Annotated in this window: 16 protein-coding genes; 1 reads left to right on the forward strand and 15 read right to left on the reverse strand. The window is 70.6% G+C overall.

Annotated elements, in window-relative coordinates; all coding sequences use genetic code 11:
* Positions 1-60: 60 nt before the first annotated feature.
* Together ACQPXM_RS21325 and ACQPXM_RS21330 are read right to left on the reverse strand one after the other, a co-directional pair.
* Positions 61-831, reverse strand: a complete 771-nt coding sequence (locus tag ACQPXM_RS21325; protein WP_432935678.1) for an enoyl-CoA hydratase/isomerase family protein — start codon at positions 829-831, stop codon at positions 61-63.
* 64 nt (positions 832-895) lie between these two features.
* Positions 896-2,494, reverse strand: a complete 1,599-nt coding sequence (locus ACQPXM_RS21330) for an ABC-F family ATP-binding cassette domain-containing protein (protein ID WP_077013940.1) — start codon at positions 2,492-2,494, stop codon at positions 896-898.
* Positions 2,495-2,600: 106 nt separating this feature from the next.
* Between ACQPXM_RS21330 and ypfJ the strand changes: the two genes are divergently transcribed.
* Positions 2,601-3,509 (forward strand): KPN_02809 family neutral zinc metallopeptidase, encoded by a 909-nt coding sequence (gene ypfJ / locus ACQPXM_RS21335; protein ID WP_432935681.1) that lies wholly within the window; start codon positions 2,601-2,603, stop codon positions 3,507-3,509.
* Positions 3,510-3,602: 93 nt separating this feature from the next.
* Here the strand turns inward: ypfJ and ACQPXM_RS21340 are convergent, their stop codons facing one another.
* The 13 genes from ACQPXM_RS21340 to ACQPXM_RS21400 all read right to left on the reverse strand — a co-directional run bounded on the left by ACQPXM_RS21340 (position 3,603) and on the right by ACQPXM_RS21400 (position 15,730).
* Complete coding sequence (locus tag ACQPXM_RS21340) at positions 3,603-6,593, reverse strand: hypothetical protein (RefSeq protein ID WP_432935683.1); 2,991 nt, start codon at positions 6,591-6,593, stop codon at positions 3,603-3,605.
* A gap of 24 nt (positions 6,594-6,617) precedes the next feature.
* Entirely contained in the window at positions 6,618-7,553 is a 936-nt protein-coding gene (locus ACQPXM_RS21345; RefSeq protein WP_432935685.1) for a hypothetical protein, read from the reverse strand.
* 93 nt (positions 7,554-7,646) lie between these two features.
* Positions 7,647-8,327 (reverse strand): hypothetical protein, encoded by a 681-nt coding sequence (locus ACQPXM_RS21350; protein WP_432935687.1) that lies wholly within the window; start codon positions 8,325-8,327, stop codon positions 7,647-7,649.
* Positions 8,328-8,347: 20 nt separating this feature from the next.
* Complete coding sequence (locus ACQPXM_RS21355) at positions 8,348-9,136, reverse strand: TadE/TadG family type IV pilus assembly protein (RefSeq protein ID WP_432935689.1); 789 nt, start codon at positions 9,134-9,136, stop codon at positions 8,348-8,350.
* Entirely contained in the window at positions 9,120-9,566 is a 447-nt protein-coding gene (locus ACQPXM_RS21360; protein WP_432935691.1) for a TadE/TadG family type IV pilus assembly protein, read from the reverse strand. Before ACQPXM_RS21360 ends, ACQPXM_RS21355 begins: the two co-directional genes overlap by 17 nt.
* Positions 9,563-10,051, reverse strand: a complete 489-nt coding sequence (locus ACQPXM_RS21365; protein ID WP_432935693.1) for a TadE/TadG family type IV pilus assembly protein — start codon at positions 10,049-10,051, stop codon at positions 9,563-9,565. Before ACQPXM_RS21365 ends, ACQPXM_RS21360 begins: the two co-directional genes overlap by 4 nt.
* Before the next feature lie 3 nt (positions 10,052-10,054).
* Positions 10,055-10,273, reverse strand: coding sequence for a hypothetical protein (locus tag ACQPXM_RS21370; RefSeq protein ID WP_432935695.1), 219 nt, complete (start codon positions 10,271-10,273; stop codon positions 10,055-10,057).
* 100 nt (positions 10,274-10,373) lie between these two features.
* Positions 10,374-11,294: a type II secretion system F family protein gene (locus tag ACQPXM_RS21375; protein ID WP_432935697.1), complete on the reverse strand. Its 921-nt coding sequence runs from the start codon at positions 11,292-11,294 to the stop codon at positions 10,374-10,376.
* Entirely contained in the window at positions 11,291-12,196 is a 906-nt protein-coding gene (locus ACQPXM_RS21380; protein WP_432935699.1) for a type II secretion system F family protein, read from the reverse strand. Before ACQPXM_RS21380 ends, ACQPXM_RS21375 begins: the two co-directional genes overlap by 4 nt.
* Positions 12,197-12,366: 170 nt before the next feature.
* A complete protein-coding gene (locus ACQPXM_RS21385) occupies positions 12,367-13,677 on the reverse strand; it encodes a CpaF family protein (protein ID WP_432935701.1) in 1,311 nt (436 codons plus the stop codon).
* A complete protein-coding gene (locus ACQPXM_RS21390; protein ID WP_432935703.1) occupies positions 13,674-14,471 on the reverse strand; it encodes a hypothetical protein in 798 nt (265 codons plus the stop codon). The genes ACQPXM_RS21385 and ACQPXM_RS21390 overlap by 4 nt, the downstream gene beginning before the upstream one ends.
* Positions 14,471-15,193 carry a hypothetical protein gene (locus tag ACQPXM_RS21395; protein ID WP_432935705.1) on the reverse strand — a complete coding sequence of 241 codons (723 nt, stop codon included), beginning with the start codon at positions 15,191-15,193 and terminating at the stop codon, positions 14,471-14,473. The genes ACQPXM_RS21390 and ACQPXM_RS21395 overlap by 1 nt, the downstream gene beginning before the upstream one ends.
* 63 nt (positions 15,194-15,256) lie before the next feature.
* Positions 15,257-15,730 carry a hypothetical protein gene (locus tag ACQPXM_RS21400; RefSeq protein WP_432935707.1) on the reverse strand — a complete coding sequence of 158 codons (474 nt, stop codon included), beginning with the start codon at positions 15,728-15,730 and terminating at the stop codon, positions 15,257-15,259.
* Between the last annotated feature and the right edge of the window lie 152 nt (positions 15,731-15,882).

The following is a 15,882-nucleotide window of genomic DNA, read 5'->3' on the forward strand; positions in this document are numbered from 1 at the left end:
CCGTCAACCTCAACAACAGTCCAGGTCAGTCGCTTGTTCCCGTACCGGCGGACCGCCGGCTCAGGCGAGCAACGCGGCCAGGGCCGCCAGCCGGCGCTGCTGAGCCTCGCGCTCGGCCTTCAACTGCTGCTCGTACGAGCGATCGGCGGCGCCGAGCAGCAGCGCCTTGGTCTCGCGGACCGCATCGACGAGGGGAGTCAGCAAAGCGTCGGTCAGATCTTTCACCGTACCTTCGAGCTCCTCAGCCGGTACGACGATGTTCGCCAGCCCGAGCTGCTTCGCCTCGGCCGCTTCGACCCAGCGGCTGGTCGCGCAGATCTCCAGGGCCCGCGAGTAGCCGACCAGCTGCACCAGCGGCTGCGTGCCACCCAGATCGGGCACCAGCCCGAGCGAGGTCTCGCGCATGCTGAACCTGGCGTCCGGGGTGATCACCCGCAGGTCGCAGGCCAGCGCCAGCTGGAACCCGGCCCCGACGGCGTGCCCCTGCACGGCGGCGACGCTGATGATCTCCGGCTTGCGCAGCCAGGAGAACCCGGCCTGGATCTCGGCGATCGTCGAGTGCACCTCGGCCACGGGCTTGGTCCCGAGCGCGAGCAGCGGCTCGTCGCCTTCGACCGGCTCGGCGGTCATCAGCCGCCGGTCGAGACCGGCCGAGAACGACGGCCCCTCCCCCGACACCACGACCACCCGCACGTCCTCCGGCAGACCGGCTCCGAACTCCGCCAGCGCCCGCCACATCCGGGGCGTCTGCGCGTTGCGCACCTCCGGCCGGTCGAGCACCACGCGCGCGACCGGTCCGTCCACCGTCAACCGCAGTCCACTGTTCTCCATGCCCAAGAACATACGGGACCAGGCCGCCGTTTCCGGGCGGTCCTCACCGGCTGTGGAAAACCTCTCAGGCCAGCGACACCAGGTCGGCGTACTCGTTGGTCCACAGGTCCTCGACGCCGTCCGGGAGCAGCAGCACCCGCTCGGGCTCCAGGGCCTCGACCGCGCCCTCGTCGTGGGTGACCAGCACGATCGCGCCGGTGTACGAGCGGATCGCGTTCAGCACCTCGGCGCGCGAGGCCGGGTCCAGGTTGTTGGTCGGCTCGTCGAGCAGCAGGACGTTGGCCGCCGAGACGACCAGCGTCGCCAGCGCGAGCCGGGTCTTCTCGCCGCCGGACAGCACCCGCGCCGGCTTGTCGGCGTCGTCCCCGCTGAACAGGAACGAGCCGAGCACACTGCGCGCCTGGGTCTCGTTCAGGTCCGGGGCCGCGGACTTCATGTTCTCCAGCACGGTCCGGTTCACGTCCAGGGTCTCGTGCTCCTGCGCGTAGTACCCGAGCTTGAGCCCGTGCCCGTCGATCACCTCGCCGGTGTCCGACTTCTCGATACCGGACAGCACCCGCAGCAGGGTGGTCTTGCCCGCACCGTTCAGGCCCAGTACGACGACGCGCGAACCGCGGTCGATCGCCAGGTCGACGTCGGTGAAGATCTCCAGCGACCCGTACGACTTCGACAGCTCCTTGGCCATCAACGGCGTCTTGCCGCACGGCGCCGGGGTCGGGAAGGAGATCTTCGCGACCCGGTCGGAGGCGCGCTCCTCCTCGAGCGAGCTCATCAGCTTCTCGGCCCGCTTCAGCATCTGCTGCGCCGCGGTCGCCTTGGTCGCCTTGGCGCGCATCTTGTTGGCCTGGTCGACCAGCTGCGACGCCTTCTTCTCCGCGTTCGCGCGCTCGCGCTTGCGGCGCCGCTCGTCGGTCTCGCGCTGGGTCAGGTACGCCTTCCAGCCGACGTTGTACACGTCGATCTCGGCCCGGTTCGCGTCCAGGTGGAAAACCCGGGTGACGGTCTCCTCGAGCAGGTTCACGTCGTGGCTGATCATGATCACGCCACCGGGATACTGCTTGAGGAAGTCGCGCAGCCAGACGATCGAGTCGGCGTCCAGGTGGTTGGTGGGCTCGTCGAGCAGCAGCGTCTCGGCCTGCGCGAACAGGATCCGGGCCAGCTCGACACGCCGGCGCTGACCACCCGACAACGTGCTCAGCGGCTGGCCGAGGACCCGCTCGGGCAGACCGAGGTTCGCCGCGATCCGGGCCGCCTCGGACTCCGCGGCGTACCCACCGGCCGCGTGCAGATCGGCCTCGGCGCGCTCGTACCGGCGCATGCCCTTCTCGCGGGTCTTGTCGTCCGCGCTGGCCATCTGCTTCTCGGCGTTGCGCAGACGGCGAACCACCTCGTCGAGGCCGCGCGCGGACAGGATCCGGTCCCGCGCCAGCACGCTGAGATCGCCGGTGCGCGGATCCTGCGGCAGGTAGCCGATCTCGCCCGAGGAGGTGACCGAGCCGCTGGCCGGCAGGCCCTCGCCGGCCAGGATCTTGGTCAACGTGGTCTTGCCGGCGCCGTTGCGCCCGACCAGACCGACCTTGTCACCGGGACCGACCCGGAACGACGCCGGCGCGAGCAACTGACGAGCACCGACGCGGACCTCGAGGTTGGAGACGGTGATCATGACGGCGCAGGGGTCCTCAAGGGTCGGGGTCAAGGGGGCGACACGGCAGGGCGGCGCCACGTCACGAGGCGGCCTCTAGTCCGGGTCCAGGTCTAGTGTAGGTGCTGTGAAATTCAACCCGGACGCCGACTTGGACACCAGCGGCGTCGAGGACACCCGCGGCAGCGGTGGTGGCGGTGGCATGCTCCCGGGCGGGATGGGAATCCCGGTCGGCGGCGGCATCGGCGGCATCATCTTGCTGGTCGTGATCCTGCTGCTGAACGGCGGGATCCCCGGGGTCGGCGGCGGCGGCGCGGACGAGCCGACCGTGCGCAACACCGGCGCGGGCAATCTCGACACCTGCAAGAAGGGCACCGACCTCGCCCAGAACGAGGACTGCCGCTTCGTCTTCTACCAGAACTCGATCGAGGGGTTCTGGGCGGCCGAGCTGCCGCGGCGGGGCAAGAAGTACACCCGCGCTCCGCTGCGGATCTTCAACCAGCAGGTCAACACCGGCTGCGGCGCCGCCTCGAGCGCGGTGGGCCCGTTCTACTGCCCGCCCGACAAGCGGGTCTACCTCGACATCGGCTTCTTCCAGACCCTGCAGAGCGAGCTCGGCGCCAAGGGCGGCAACTTCGCCGAGGCGTACGTGGTCGCCCACGAGTACGGCCACCACATCCAGAACCTCTACGGCTACCTGGACCGGATCAAGACCCGAGAGGGACCGACGTCGGACTCGGTCCGCTCCGAGCTGCAGGCCGACTGCCTGGCCGGGATCTGGACCAAGCACGCCACCACCGCTCAGGACAAGGACGGCGACACCTTCATCGAGGGCCTGACCGAGGACGACATCGTCCGCGGTCTGGACGCCGCCGCGGCCGTCGGCGACGACCGGATCCAGCAGAAGACCCAGGGCCGGGTCAGTCCGGAGAACTTCAGCCACGGCACCGCCGAGCAGCGAATGCGCTGGTTCAAGACCGGCATGGACTCCGGCGACATGACCTCGTGCGACACCTGGGGCGCCGACAGCCTCTGACCTCGGTACGACGAAAGGCCCGCCCCCGGGATTCCGGGAGCGGGCCTTCGTTCGTTCCAGCGGCGAACCGAGCGGCCGCCGTACGGCGTATTGCTACGCGACAGCGGCCGGGCGGCGGTAGCCCGGGAGGAGTTCGTCGACCAGGGCGTCGGTCTCCGCTTCGGCGCCGCGGGGGCCGCCGTGCTTGGCCAGGGCGGCGTACATCTGGGCGGCGATCGTGGTGACGTCCTCCGTCGTACCGAAGTGGGAGGCCAGGCGCAGGGTCGCGCGCCACAGCTCCTCCGAGGCCGGCGCGAAGCTGAGGCCGGTCTGCAGCGCCGTGCGGGCCAGGGCGCCGTCGTTGTGGCGCAGGCTGGCCTCGGCCAGCTTGAGCGACGCGTCGACCACCGACTCGGCCATCCGCCGCTCGATCCCGGAGGCGGCGAGCCAGGAGTACCGGCCGGCGGGCAGCCCGGACCAGGCCTGGCCGTGCACCAGGCTGAGCGCGGTCGACAGCGGCTGGCGCGGGTCGTCCATCATCTCGGCTTGCTTGGCCAGTGTGCGGAACACGTCCCAGTCGACCCGGACGATGCTGCGGTTGAGCATCCAGCGGCCCGACTCATCGGCGTACATGGCGTCGAGGCCGACCCACTGCCGGGTGTGCTCGAGCGCGGCGTTGCGCAGCTCGTCGCTGATGCCGCGCGGCCAGATCGAGCCGGCCAGCACGTTCGGGTGGACGCCGTAGTCCTGGCTGGCCAGGAACGCGACGATCTCGGTGGCCAGCTGGATCCGGCCCTCGTCGATCGGCCCGCGGGCGTCGACCTCGACCGGGCCGAGCAGGTCGACCTCGACCGGCGCCGCCTGGCTCAGGTCCGTCGAGGAGAACTCGTACGCCGGCATGTCCTGCTCGGTCCGCCGCTTGTCCATCGCCTCCGCCTCGGCCGTCCGGAACAGCTCGACCAGGTCCGCGAACTGCGCCGGGTTGATGCTGTGGGCATCGACCTCGAGCCCGAGCAGCCGGCAGACCGCCTGGTTCTTCTCGTCCACCACGAAGCGCCAGGGCGCGTCCAGCACGTCACCGACGACCACGACGGCGACGCAGCGCTTCGGATCGGCCGCCAGCCGGGCCAGCTGCTGCTCCTCCTCCAGCGACGGCGGAGCGGACACGAAGATGATCTCCGCACCCCACAGCATCGGGTCGGGGTAGCTCATCCGGGCGGCGGCGACGGACTCGGCGTTGCGGCGGGTGCAGGCCTGGACCTGGTTGTCGGTCCGCCGGGTCACCTCCTGCAGCGCCTCGTCCAGGCGGGTCCAGTAGCTCAGGCGGGCCGGGGCCAGCGACGACAGGTCGTCGCCGAAGCCGACCATGCTGACGTGCGCGCCCTCGGACCACAGGTTCGTGGCCAGCTCGGCCGCGAGCGAGCCTACGACGTCACGGGACGCGTTGGTGACACCGCCGAAGCTGACGACACCGCGCGCGGTGTCCAGGTCGACCAGCACGGTCGAGCCGTCCGCGTTGCGGCCCAGCGTGACCAGCGTCGGGTACGGCGAAGGCGCGGCCACGTCAGCGGCCGGCGCATACGCCCGGCGCAGCACCCAGCGACGCCCGTCGGCGATGGCCTGCCACGGCGCCGGCGGCGGGGCCTGGTTCTCCCCCGGCTCCAGCACCAGCGTCAGCGCCCGGTCGGTGACCAGCGCGGCCACGACGACCGGCATCGTCCTGTTCGCCTCGGTCATGCTCACGCCGAGCTGGCGCAGCGAGTTGTCGACGAACTGAGCGGTCGGTACGTCGGCCGCCAGGCGCAGGTTGACCTCGGTCTGCCGGTGGGAGGCGGACTTCGGTCCCGGGCCCAGCGCCCAGCCGCGACGACGCTTCAGCGCCACCGCGAGGCCGGCCGCGAGCAGCGTCGCGCCGAAGCCGTAGATCCCGGCCTCGGTCGCGCTGATCCCGCCGCTGGAGGTCGCGACCACATCCGGGACCTTGGTGCCGCCCGCCGCCGGGTCGCCCGGCCGGGCGTCCGTCGTACCGGGGCCGTGCGGCTGAGTGACCTCGACGCCCGGCTCGTTCGGCTTGGCGTCCTTGGCGGTGGGGTCGGCCGCGGCGCTGCCGATGTCGATCGACGAGGGCTTCTCGACGCCCTGCTCCTCGAACCAGCGGCTGCCCGGACCGGCCTCCGACTGGGTGGTCGTCTTCGCCGTCGGCTTTCCGGCGACCTTCGCCTTGGTGTCCTTGGTGTCCGGCGACGGCTTCTCGTCCTGCTGCTGCACAACCGGCCGGGCCGGGGTGTCGATCGCGACCCGGACCGTGTGTACGCCCGGCCCCTTCGCGTCGGCCGGCAGCCGGACCTGCCAGCCCGGCATGATCAGGTCCGGGTTGGTCAGCCGGCGGCCGTCGGGCTGCAGCTTGTTCTTGTTGAGGTCGTAGATCTCCTTGTAGCGCCGGCCCTCGCCCAGGTAGCGCTCGGCGATGTCCCACAGGCAGTCGTAATTGCGGCCCTCGGGCGGACGGACCTCGGTGAACTTGACCACCTGACCGGCCTGGTCGTTGTTCGTCCGTACGCCGGTGTGCCCGCCGATGACGACCTTGCTGCGCGCCTCGGTCTGGCGGTACGTCGAGGCCTGGTCGTCACCGCCCTGCGTCACGCTGATCGAAGTCGGCGCGACCCCGCTCGTGGTGACCGCGTTGGCGACCGGCAGCGTCACGCTCGCCGCGCCCGCGATCAGCACCACACCCGACACCAGCCGGCGAGCCAGCGTCTGCGAACCGCCGCCCAGCGGAATCCGCGGCGACAACCCGTGCCCACGGATCTCGGCGACCACCTCGGCCGCCAGGCAGATCACGAAGTGCAGCCACGCGAGCCAGATGAAGAACCCGATGATGCCGAGCACCGTCTCGATGCTCAACTCGCTGAACAGCACGTCCCGCGTCGGCATCCGGTCCGGCCACGGCTTGCCGAAGAACGTCAGCAGCACGTACGGCACACCACCGACGATCGCGAGCACCGCCAGCAGTGACAGGAACCCCTTCACCCGGTCCGCTGCCCCACCGCCCGACCCCCGCTGCGGCAACCTCGCCGACCGCACCGGATCAGTCGTCTTCACCATCGTCGTCCCTCCATCGCCCCACCGTCATCCACCGACAGCCTGAACTTCCTGCACAGGCAGCCGCTGCACCGCATGAACGTCAGCTTCTCCGACGCGGGTCCAGTCCTGGATCTGATCCGGACCGCGCCAGTAGTCGACCCGCCAGTGGATCGTGATCTTGACCGTGTACATCCCGTCGGGCTGCTTCGCGCTCGACCGCTTGTAGATGTGACTGCACGTGCTCGCCTGATGGAACGGATCCTGGCTTTCCTCGTACCCGTCGGACCCGATCGGCAGCGTGCCTTCGAGACAGTCGAACGGCTCGGAGCCGTCGCCCGGATCGATGCGCAACCTGGTCACCATGGCGCGCATCGTGAGCCGGGTGCCGGGCCGGTAGTTGGCGAAGTCGCGAATGTCCACGGGGCCGTAGTTCTTGAGCACGTAGGAGGTCTCCGGCGCCAGCGCGAAGTACGCCGGAACGTTGACGCGCGGCGTGTAGGTCGGCTTGACCAGCAGCACCGGATCCGGATACGCCTCGTCGAAGTAGGTCCAGAACTCGTCCATGTAGGACTTCGGCAGGCACTGCTCTCGTTCTTCCTCCGACACCGGCACGATGGCTCGTTCCAGGTGTGCGTCGGGGCCGCCGTAGTTGCTGTTCAGGTCGTAGTCGACGATCGTCAGCCGCAGCACCCACTCCTTGCCGTCCGGCGGCGCCGGCAACTCGATCCCTGCCGGCACCGGGAAGTCGCGGCAGGGGATGAACGTCCTGCCGTTCAGCTTCTCCCGCCAACTCGGCGGTGAATCGCCCCAGGAGACCTGCCCCGCGCTGCAGTAAGCACCGAATCCGTTGGAGTTCACGTACATGCTGCAGACGCCGTCGCCGAGGTGGTTGGTGGCCGAGGCGGTCGGGGCGGGCAGAGCGATCAACAACGCGAGCACGGTGCTCAGGGCAATGAACCCACGGGCTACCCGGTTGCGCATCCTCACTCCTGACACTGGTCCTGCTGGCAGATTATCGCCGGTCAGGGGCATCGTGCCCACGAGACGGCGTCGCCGCACCTGGTTCGTTCCGGACTAGGCCGGATAACGCACCGTGCTGCAGTTGATGCCCTTCGGCACCGGCGAGACCACCCTGTACATGGTCCAGCCCACGCCGGTCCGCACCATGTCGATCGCCTCGGCGGTCCCCTTCGGGGCGTTGCGGACGAACGTCCTGGTTTTCGGGTTCCACCACTGCAGCCGTGGTGAGCGGCACAGGTTCAGCCGGACCACGCCGTACGGCTGCTTGGAGGTGCCGACCACCACGACGCTGGCCGGCGGGCGCATCACCCAGCCGGACGCCTTGGCCGCGTCGATGTTGATCGCGGTGTCGGCGTAGAAGAAGGCCGGGAAGCTGGTCTTGACGATGTTCGAGTCCCGCCTGACCAGGGCCTGGTAGTACAGCGGGTACTTCGCGACCAGTCCCTGCACCGCGGGATCCGCACCGAACCGCCCTGGAACGACGGTGAGCTGGGAGGACGCGACCGGAGGCGGCGCCGTCTTCGTCGGCTTGGTCGGCTTGCCCGGCCGCTTGCTCGGCGACGTCGCCGGCGGTGTCGGCGTGCCGAGCGTGATCGTCTGCGGGCTGTCCGGCTGCTCCTCGACCCCCTCAGGCATTCCACCGCGGTTGGCGTCGCCGTTGCCGCCGCAGGCCGCCAGGACCGCCAGCGTCACGACGGGCAGCAGGACACGGGTGATGGCTGAACGAACACGCACTGCGTTGCTCCTCGGCGTACTCATCCGCCGCCTCCGCCGGAGGGCGGACTCGACGGCGGCGTCGGCGTCGGCGTCGGCGACGTGCTGTCGGGCGGCGTTTCGCTGGGGCTGTCGGTCGGGCTCGGCGTGATGCTCGCCGTACAGGTCGCGGGGAACGGGATCGGGATCGGCGGGGTCCACGGGGGCGTCGGCGAACCGATCGTCCACTCCGGACACGGAAAGTCGATCGGCGGCGGTTCGGCGGTCGGCCGGACGGTGACTCCTGGTTCGTCCGGTGTGGTCTGCAGCACGATCGGCGGGATCTGCGGCGTCTCGTCGGCCTTCACGATGCCCTGTTCGGCGTGCGCCTCGCCTTCGCCACGGGCGGTCAGGTTCTGGATCCCGACCAAGCCGAGGAAGGAGGTCTTGTTGTCGATCTGGACCTGGACCTTCAGGTGCTCGGCGTCCAGTTCGCTCGCGGCGCACGCGGTCACCGCCGGGTCGTTCTCGGTCACCTTGGCGCAGAACGCGCCGACCGCGTCCGCCGCCTTGGTGATGTCGATCCGCGCCTCCGCGGAGTTGAAGTCGATCGTGCCGACCCCCGCCCGGGCGGCCTCCTGGGCGTAGCCGACGGCCCTCGAGCGGGCGCCGAGCTGGCGGCCGCCGTCGATGACCAGGCCGGCGAGGGTGAAGATCATCAGGGCGAGGATGACGACGGCGGGGCTGAGGGCGCCGCGGTCGTTGCTGGGGGCATCGATGCGGAACCAGGCGGTGAGGCGGGCGCTCGCGCGGGCAGCGCGGCGGCCCGCGGGGTCAGGGGTTCTCGCCATCTCGGACTCCGCGGTAGGGGTCGAGGGAGCTGGAGAACTTCTTCGTGATGGTGGTGTCGCCGCCGATGCCGAGCAGGCCTAGGTCGCGGTAGTCGATGGTGCAGGTGACCTCGACCGACAGCGGGGTGCCGGCGACGAAGCCGGTGGTGATGGTGCCGGAGGCGGTGGTCTTGCAGGACTCGACGGCCTGGTCCATCGTGCGGGTGACCGCCTGGTCGAGGCGGAGCTGGGCGTCGCCGAGTGAGCGGGCCTGGCTGGCGGAGCGGGCGCCGTCGCGGGCCGCGCCTTCGAGCAGCGACGAGGTCTGGAAGTAGCGGCCGCAGGCGAGCAGGAAGAAGAACAGGATCAGCAGGATCGGCGCGAGCACGACCATTTCCAGGGCCATCGTGCCGCGCTCGGTCCGGCGGTGGGCGAACATCCGGGCGCTCACTCGCCGTCGTCCGCTTCGAACTGCTCGATCGGGCCGGTGGCGGTGCGGGAGACCGTGAGCGTGAGACCGGGCACCAGGGAGATGGTCTCGCCGGTGACCGTGAACGAGACCTGCCCCTCGGGATCGTTGTACGCCGGGAAGTCGACGTTCGCGTCGCCGAGAGAGTTGCCGCCGAGCTGCTGGGCGTAGGCCTCGATGTCGGCGCGGACCTTCTCCCCGATCGCCGGGCTGTACAGGGTCGGCTGGACCATGCGCAGGCGCGAAACGCCTTCCTGCGCGGCGTTCAGCGCGACCGAGCGGCCGTACAGCCACAGGGCGGTCTGGATCGAGACGAAGATCAGCGCCATGATCGTCGGCGCGAGGATCGCCAGCTCCAGCGAGCTCGCGCCCCGCTCCGAGCGCCGGCCCGTCCGAGCGGACGCCGAGAGACCGCCGTACCGGGCGATGAGCCCAGGGGCGGTGCTCCGGTGACGTCCCAGCGGCAACGCTCAGCCCTTCTGGATCTCGCCGGTACGCCGGTCGATGACGCCCTTGACCACGGCGCCGATGGCGATCGCGGCGGCGACCAGGATGGCCGAGATGATCGCCCACTCCAGCGCCGAGGCGCCGAGCTCGCTCTCGCCCCGGCGGGCCCGCGCCCGTTGGTTGTGGGCCCGCGCCAGCGCATAGCCGACCATCGCGCGCACGAACTGCACTTCCAGGTTCATCCGATGACCTTTCCCACTCATGAGCCCGAACCGGGCCTCAGTATGCCCGGTACGACGACCGAACTGCCTCGACGGATCCCTTGCCCATCCGCCGCCACACCTAACTGCCCAGGATCGCGGCGCCTGCCGGGTAGCCGAGGAACAACATGAAGGCGGCGCACATCACCAGCTGGGCCACCAGCATGGACTGGGAGCGTTCGCCGGCCTTGCCCTCGACGTCGGCCAGTTCCTTGCGGCGCAGCGACGCGGCGCGGGACAGCAGCGACGCGCGGATCTTGGCGCCCTCGTCGCCGGCCAGGGCCAGCGCGGAGGCCAGGTCGCGCAGTTCCTCGACGCCGAGGTCCTCGCCGAGGCGGGCCATCGCGTCCCACGGAGTGATGCCGATCAGGCGGGCGTTGGCCAGCGCCTGGCGGATCCGGGCCATCGCCCAGTGGTCGCCGATCGTGGAGGCCGTCATCAGCGCCTCGGGCAGGCCGCGGCCGCCGGCCAGGTTCATCGCGACCAGGTCGAGGAAGCTGCCGACCACGTGGCGGAAGTCACGGCGGCGTTCTTCGGCCTCCTGGCGCAGCGCCAGGTCGGGCAGGAAGAACGCGAACGTCATACCGGCCAGCGTCACCACGGCCGGGGCCGCGCCCGGCGCCGGGAAGCCCAGGTACGACGCCGCGAACAGCACGAGCGGGAAGAAGATCAGCGCGCCGAGCGCGAAGAACACCTTGGTGGCGAGCATCGCCGCGAACGGCTGGTTCATCACCGCGAGGTCGCGGCGCAGCCGGCCGAACGTCCAGCCGCGCGCGTTGGCCTCGGCCTCCAGCCGCCGGCCGAGCGTCTCGCGCGCCTTGTCGACCCCGCCGAGCACCTTCTCCCCCGCCGCGCTCGCGGTGGAGGCACTGGTGTAGCCGGACCGTCCGGCGTCGATCCGGGCGATCGTGGACAGCACGTTCGGGGCCGGCCGGACGAACATCCGGACCAGCAGGAACAGGCCCAGACCGACCAGGCCGCCACAGATGAAGGCCCACGTCATCCGCCCACCACCTCCATCCGCTCGTCGCCGGCCCGCTTGGCCCGCTTGTCGTCGGCCCGGATCAGGAACCGCTCGGGCACCTCGATCTTGGCCAGTTTGCGCAGCCAGACCAGGCCCACGGCGTACAGGGCGATCACCAGGAACAGCACGAACTGGCCGACGAAGCTCGTGTACGGCTCGACGTACTGCGGGTTGAACAGCACCAGCGCGGCGGCGACCACCAGCGTGATCGCGACGACGACCTGGACCGATCGCCGGGTCGAGCGCCGTTCGGCCGCGACCTTGCGCCGTACGTCGAGCTCCTCGCGGGCCGAGTCGGCCAATGCGGTCAGCACCTCGCGCAGACCGGGACCGCGCAGCCGTGCGTTCAGCACCAGGGCCGCGACGATCAGGTCGGCCGACGGGTCGTCCAGGTCGTCGGCGAACCGCATCAGGGCCGAGGGCAACGGTTCGCGGATCCGGAGCCGGTCGACCAGCAGGTTCAGGCCGGGCTTGATCGCCGGGGCGGCGTTCACCGCGGTCGCCGGGATCGCCTGCTCCAGACCGACCGCGCCCGCGATCGTGTCACGCAGCGCCTCGGTCCAGGTGGCCAACGCTTCCAGCCGCTCGATCGCCCGGCGTTCCTCACCGGTGCCGCCGAAGAACCGGTCGGCCATCGCGGCCAGCAGGCCGAGCGCGACGGCCAGCACCAGCCAGCGGGTCACCACGAGGACGAGCAGGCCGACCACGACACCGGCGCCCAGTCGCGCGAGCTGGCGACGGCTGTCCACACTGCGGCTGCGCTTGAACAGCGAGGGCGTTTCCTCGCGCGGCTCGGTGCCGCGCAGGGCGACGATCAGCAGCAGGATCCCGCCGCCGACGATCGCGCCGCACAGCAGCGCGATCAGTGTCCGGTCGGTCATGGGGCCTCCCGGTCCGGTTCGAGGTGCACCGCGAAGGTCGTGGGGCCTCCCGGTCTGGACTGAGGAGTGGAGGGAGCGAAGCGACCGGAGCGACGAGGGAAGACCGGGAGACAAAGCCCCACGACCCGCCGAGCCGGAGGCGAGGCCAAAAGCACAGTCATTTGTCTCCCTCACGCCCACCGGCCGTGCACCATCGGCTGGTAGCCGAAGTGCTCGAGCTCGTCCATGCAGGCGATCGGCGCGTGCGCGGCGGCCCGGCCGTCCGGTCCCGGCGCGAACACCTCGCCGGACAGCACCCGGCCGTCCCAGCCGGTCACCTCACGGATGCTCTCGATGTACCGCGACAGCGTGCCGCCGTGCTGGTAGTCGTTGTGCTTGCGGACGAACACGACGAAGTCCAGCGCGCCGGAGATCAGCATCTGGGTGGCTTCCATCGGCAGCCGCTCGGACGCCTGGATCGCGTAGGTGCTGATCCGGTTGAACACCTCCATCGAACTGTTCGAGTGGATCGTCGACAGCGAGCCGTCGTTGCCCTGGCTCATCGCGTTCAGCATCGTGACGATCTCGTCGCCGAGCACCTCACCGACGATCACCCGGCTGGGGTTCATCCGCAGCGAGCGGCGGACCAGGTCGGCCATGCTGACCTCGCCGACGCCCTCGGAGTTCGGCAGCCGCTCCTCGAACGCGACCACGTTCGGGTGCAGGTCCTTGAACTCGCCGAGTCCGAGCTCGAGCGAGCGCTCGACCGTGATCAGCCGCTCGTGCGGCTGGATCTCGTTGGCCAGCGCGCGCAGCAGCGTGGTCTTGCCGGAGTTGGTGGCGCCGGCGATCATCACGTTCTTGCGGGCCGCGACGGCCGCCTTGAGAAACGACGCGACGTCGTCGGACATCGTCCCGTTCGCGACCAGGTCCTTGAGGAACACCCGGCCCAGCCGGGACCGGCGGATCGACACGGCCGGCCGCGACGTCACGCCCATCACGGCGGACAACCGCGAACCGTCCGGCAGCCGGAGGTCGAGCTGCGGGTTGGCGGAGTCGAACGGACGGCTGGTCAGGCCGGCGTGCGCGGCCAGGACCTGGATCAGCTCGACCAGTTCCTCGTCGGACTCGGCGACCGGTCCGGGCCGTTCCTCCCGGCCGTCGCCGTACTGGACGAACACCTGGTCGCAGCCGTTGATGTCGATGTTCTCGACCTCGGGGTCGTCGATCAGCGGCTGCAGCCGGCCGACGCCGAACAGCGCGCTGTGGATCGCGCCGGCGATCTGCGCGTCGTCCTCGGGCGTCGGCGGCGTACGGCCCTCGGCCAGCTCGTAGCGGGCGTGGTCCTCCAGCACCTGGACGATCAGGGACCGGGCGTACTCCCGCTCGTCCTCCGCGCTCATCGGCGGTACGCCGTTGACCTGGTCGCGGCGGCGCTGCTCGTTCAGCCGCTCGGCGACCTGCACCCGCAGCTTGCGGACCAGTTCCTGGTCGGTGATCACCGCGATCCCTCTCCGAAGGCCGCCTGGGCCATGTCGTACCCGTACTGCGACGGCATGCCGACCGCGGCCGCCATCTCGCCGGCGATCTCGGTGGCGGTCCGGATCAGCGCGGTCCGGTCCAGCCGGCCCTGTCCGCGGCCGTCGAAGAACGCGGCGCCGGCCGGGTCGTATGCCAGATGCCAGCGGTGCTGGATCTGGACCGACATCGCGTCGAGCACCGACCAGACCTGCTTGACCCCGTCGCGGCGCTTCGGGTCGGCGACGACGATCACGCCGAGCCGTGCGTCGACGTGGTGCACCAGCGACGACAGCCGCTCACGCAGGTGGGCGACCGACGAGCCGGTCGCCGTACAGACCAGGACGACCAACCGAGCAGCCTGTACGACGGGCAACTGCGGCGAGGAGGGACCGATCCGGCCGCAGTCGGCCAGGACGTCGGCGCTGTGCATCTGGTTGAAGGTGATGCCCAGCGGCGCCCACAGACCGCCCATGCCGCCGATCTGCTCCGGCGAGCGCACTCCCAGCATCACGTCGAGCCCGCCGTCGAGCTGCTGGCTGTGCGCGAGGATCACCTCGTCGCCCAGACCCTTGCGGCCCGCCGCGGCCAGGCTGATCAGACCGCGGTCGGAGTTCAGCGGCTGGCCACCGGGCGCGGTCATCCGGATCGCGACGTCACTGCCGGCCGGATCGCACTCGGCCAGCAGCACCGGCCGCGGCCAGAGCGCTCCGAGCACCAGGCCGGCCGTCGTCACCCCAGGCGAGCCCTTCGCGCTCGCCAACGCGACCAGTGCCATCAACGGGCTCCGGGGTTGGAGGAGATCTCCGGCTTGGTCGCCGGGGACAGCTTGACCAGCACAAGCGTCTTGGTCGCCGCCGCGGCGGCCACCGCGGTGGACTGATCGGTCGGCACCAGGACGGTGACGTTGACGGTCGTGTTGGCGCCGGTCTTGCCGTCGGTGAGCGAGCTCCCGTTCACAGCGGTCACCTCCGCCGCCGGGGCGATCACGGACGCGGGCCCGCTGTCCTGGTTGGCCGGCACCCGGACCAGGCGGACGATGTCGCCCTCCCTGATCGGCTCGGCCGGCGCCCGGCCGCTCTCCAGGCTGACGCCTACCAGCGCACCACCCTTGGGGGTCGGGTCGGGGACGAAGTTGTCCCGCGTCACGAACTGGCCCGCGTAGATCCACGAGGTCGTGTACTGGCCCCTCAACTGGTCCCGCTCCGACCACAGCACCAGCGGGCGGGTCGCGCCGGCGAGGTCGCCGCGGGCCATGTCCTTGTCGGAGAACTGGTGGCCCGGTGGCAGGTCCTCCTTGACCGCGACGAAGTACTGCCGGTCACCGCTGCGCAGCGCGATCAGCGCCGACCCGGCCGCTCCGAGCAGGATGAGAATCACCGCCAATGCGGCCAGCGCGGGGCGGCGTTCGCGGCCGCCGGGCAGCCGCCTGGCGGGGCCGGCGGACTTGGCCGCGCGGGCTCCGGCGGCCGGGGGACGGTTGGTGGAGGAGAAACTCACGCGCCTACCGTAATGGCCAGAAGGTGCCAACCGCGCCGCCAGGTCCACGCCGAGCCGAGGCTGTTACCCCGCGGCGACCTCGGTCACCTCGTCCGGCGTCAGCAACTCGGTGAAGGCACCGGGCCCGCCGTACAGCTGGTCCAGGTAGGTGTACAACGCCTGCAGGCAGCGGCCGAGTTCGCCCTGCCAGTCGGACTGCGCGGCCAGTTCGGCGGCCAGCACGCGTCCCTCGGCCAGCGTCACGGCGGCGTTGACCGGCTGGTCGAGCCGCGATTCGCCCTCTGTAGTTGAAAGATCCATCGGTACGCCGTGCCCGCGCGCCGCCCGGATCCGGCCGGCCAGGGCCGTGCGCTCCGGTTCGGGCAGCAACCGGTCGAAGCCGGCGCCGCCGTACAGCTCGTCGAGGTAGTCGGTCAGCGCCCCGAACAGCTCCAGCGCGTCGTACTCGGGGCCGGCGACGGCGGTGTGCCGGAGTCGGGAGGTCAGGCTGCGGGCTTCGGCGACAGTCCACTGCGAAGGCGACAGAACAGTGCTCACCGGCCCAGCCTGGCACAGCAAGGTTGATGCGCCGGGCAACAAAAGTGGCCGGCGGATGTCAATCGCCCACCGTATTCGGATCGAGATCGTTAGTCGGTTGCCCGGTGGAACCCCAACGGTTACTTTGCGGTCACAGTCACGTCACCATGAGC

The organism is Kribbella sp. CA-253562 (assembly GCF_050942265.1).
Lineage (GTDB): Bacteria > Actinomycetota > Actinomycetes > Propionibacteriales > Kribbellaceae > Kribbella.

What these genes read in the sequence shown, in the direction of transcription:
- ACQPXM_RS21390 (WP_432935703.1), bottom strand. Translation starts at nt 14,471, where the DNA reads ATGGCACTGGTCGCGTTGGCGAGCGCGAAGGGCTCGCCTGGGGTGACG.
- ACQPXM_RS21375 (WP_432935697.1), bottom strand. Translation starts at nt 11,294, where the DNA reads ATGACGTGGGCCTTCATCTGTGGCGGCCTGGTCGGTCTGGGCCTGTTC.
- ACQPXM_RS21340 (WP_432935683.1), bottom strand. Translation starts at nt 6,593, where the DNA reads ATGGTGAAGACGACTGATCCGGTGCGGTCGGCGAGGTTGCCGCAGCGG.
- ACQPXM_RS21380 (WP_432935699.1), bottom strand. Translation starts at nt 12,196, where the DNA reads ATGACCGACCGGACACTGATCGCGCTGCTGTGCGGCGCGATCGTCGGC.
- ACQPXM_RS21325 (WP_432935678.1), bottom strand. Translation starts at nt 831, where the DNA reads ATGGAGAACAGTGGACTGCGGTTGACGGTGGACGGACCGGTCGCGCGC.
- ACQPXM_RS21330 (WP_077013940.1), bottom strand. Translation starts at nt 2,494, where the DNA reads ATGATCACCGTCTCCAACCTCGAGGTCCGCGTCGGTGCTCGTCAGTTG.
- ACQPXM_RS21355 (WP_432935689.1), bottom strand. Translation starts at nt 9,136, where the DNA reads ATGGCGAGAACCCCTGACCCCGCGGGCCGCCGCGCTGCCCGCGCGAGC.
- ACQPXM_RS21370 (WP_432935695.1), bottom strand. Translation starts at nt 10,273, where the DNA reads ATGAACCTGGAAGTGCAGTTCGTGCGCGCGATGGTCGGCTATGCGCTG.
- ACQPXM_RS21345 (WP_432935685.1), bottom strand. Translation starts at nt 7,553, where the DNA reads ATGCGCAACCGGGTAGCCCGTGGGTTCATTGCCCTGAGCACCGTGCTC.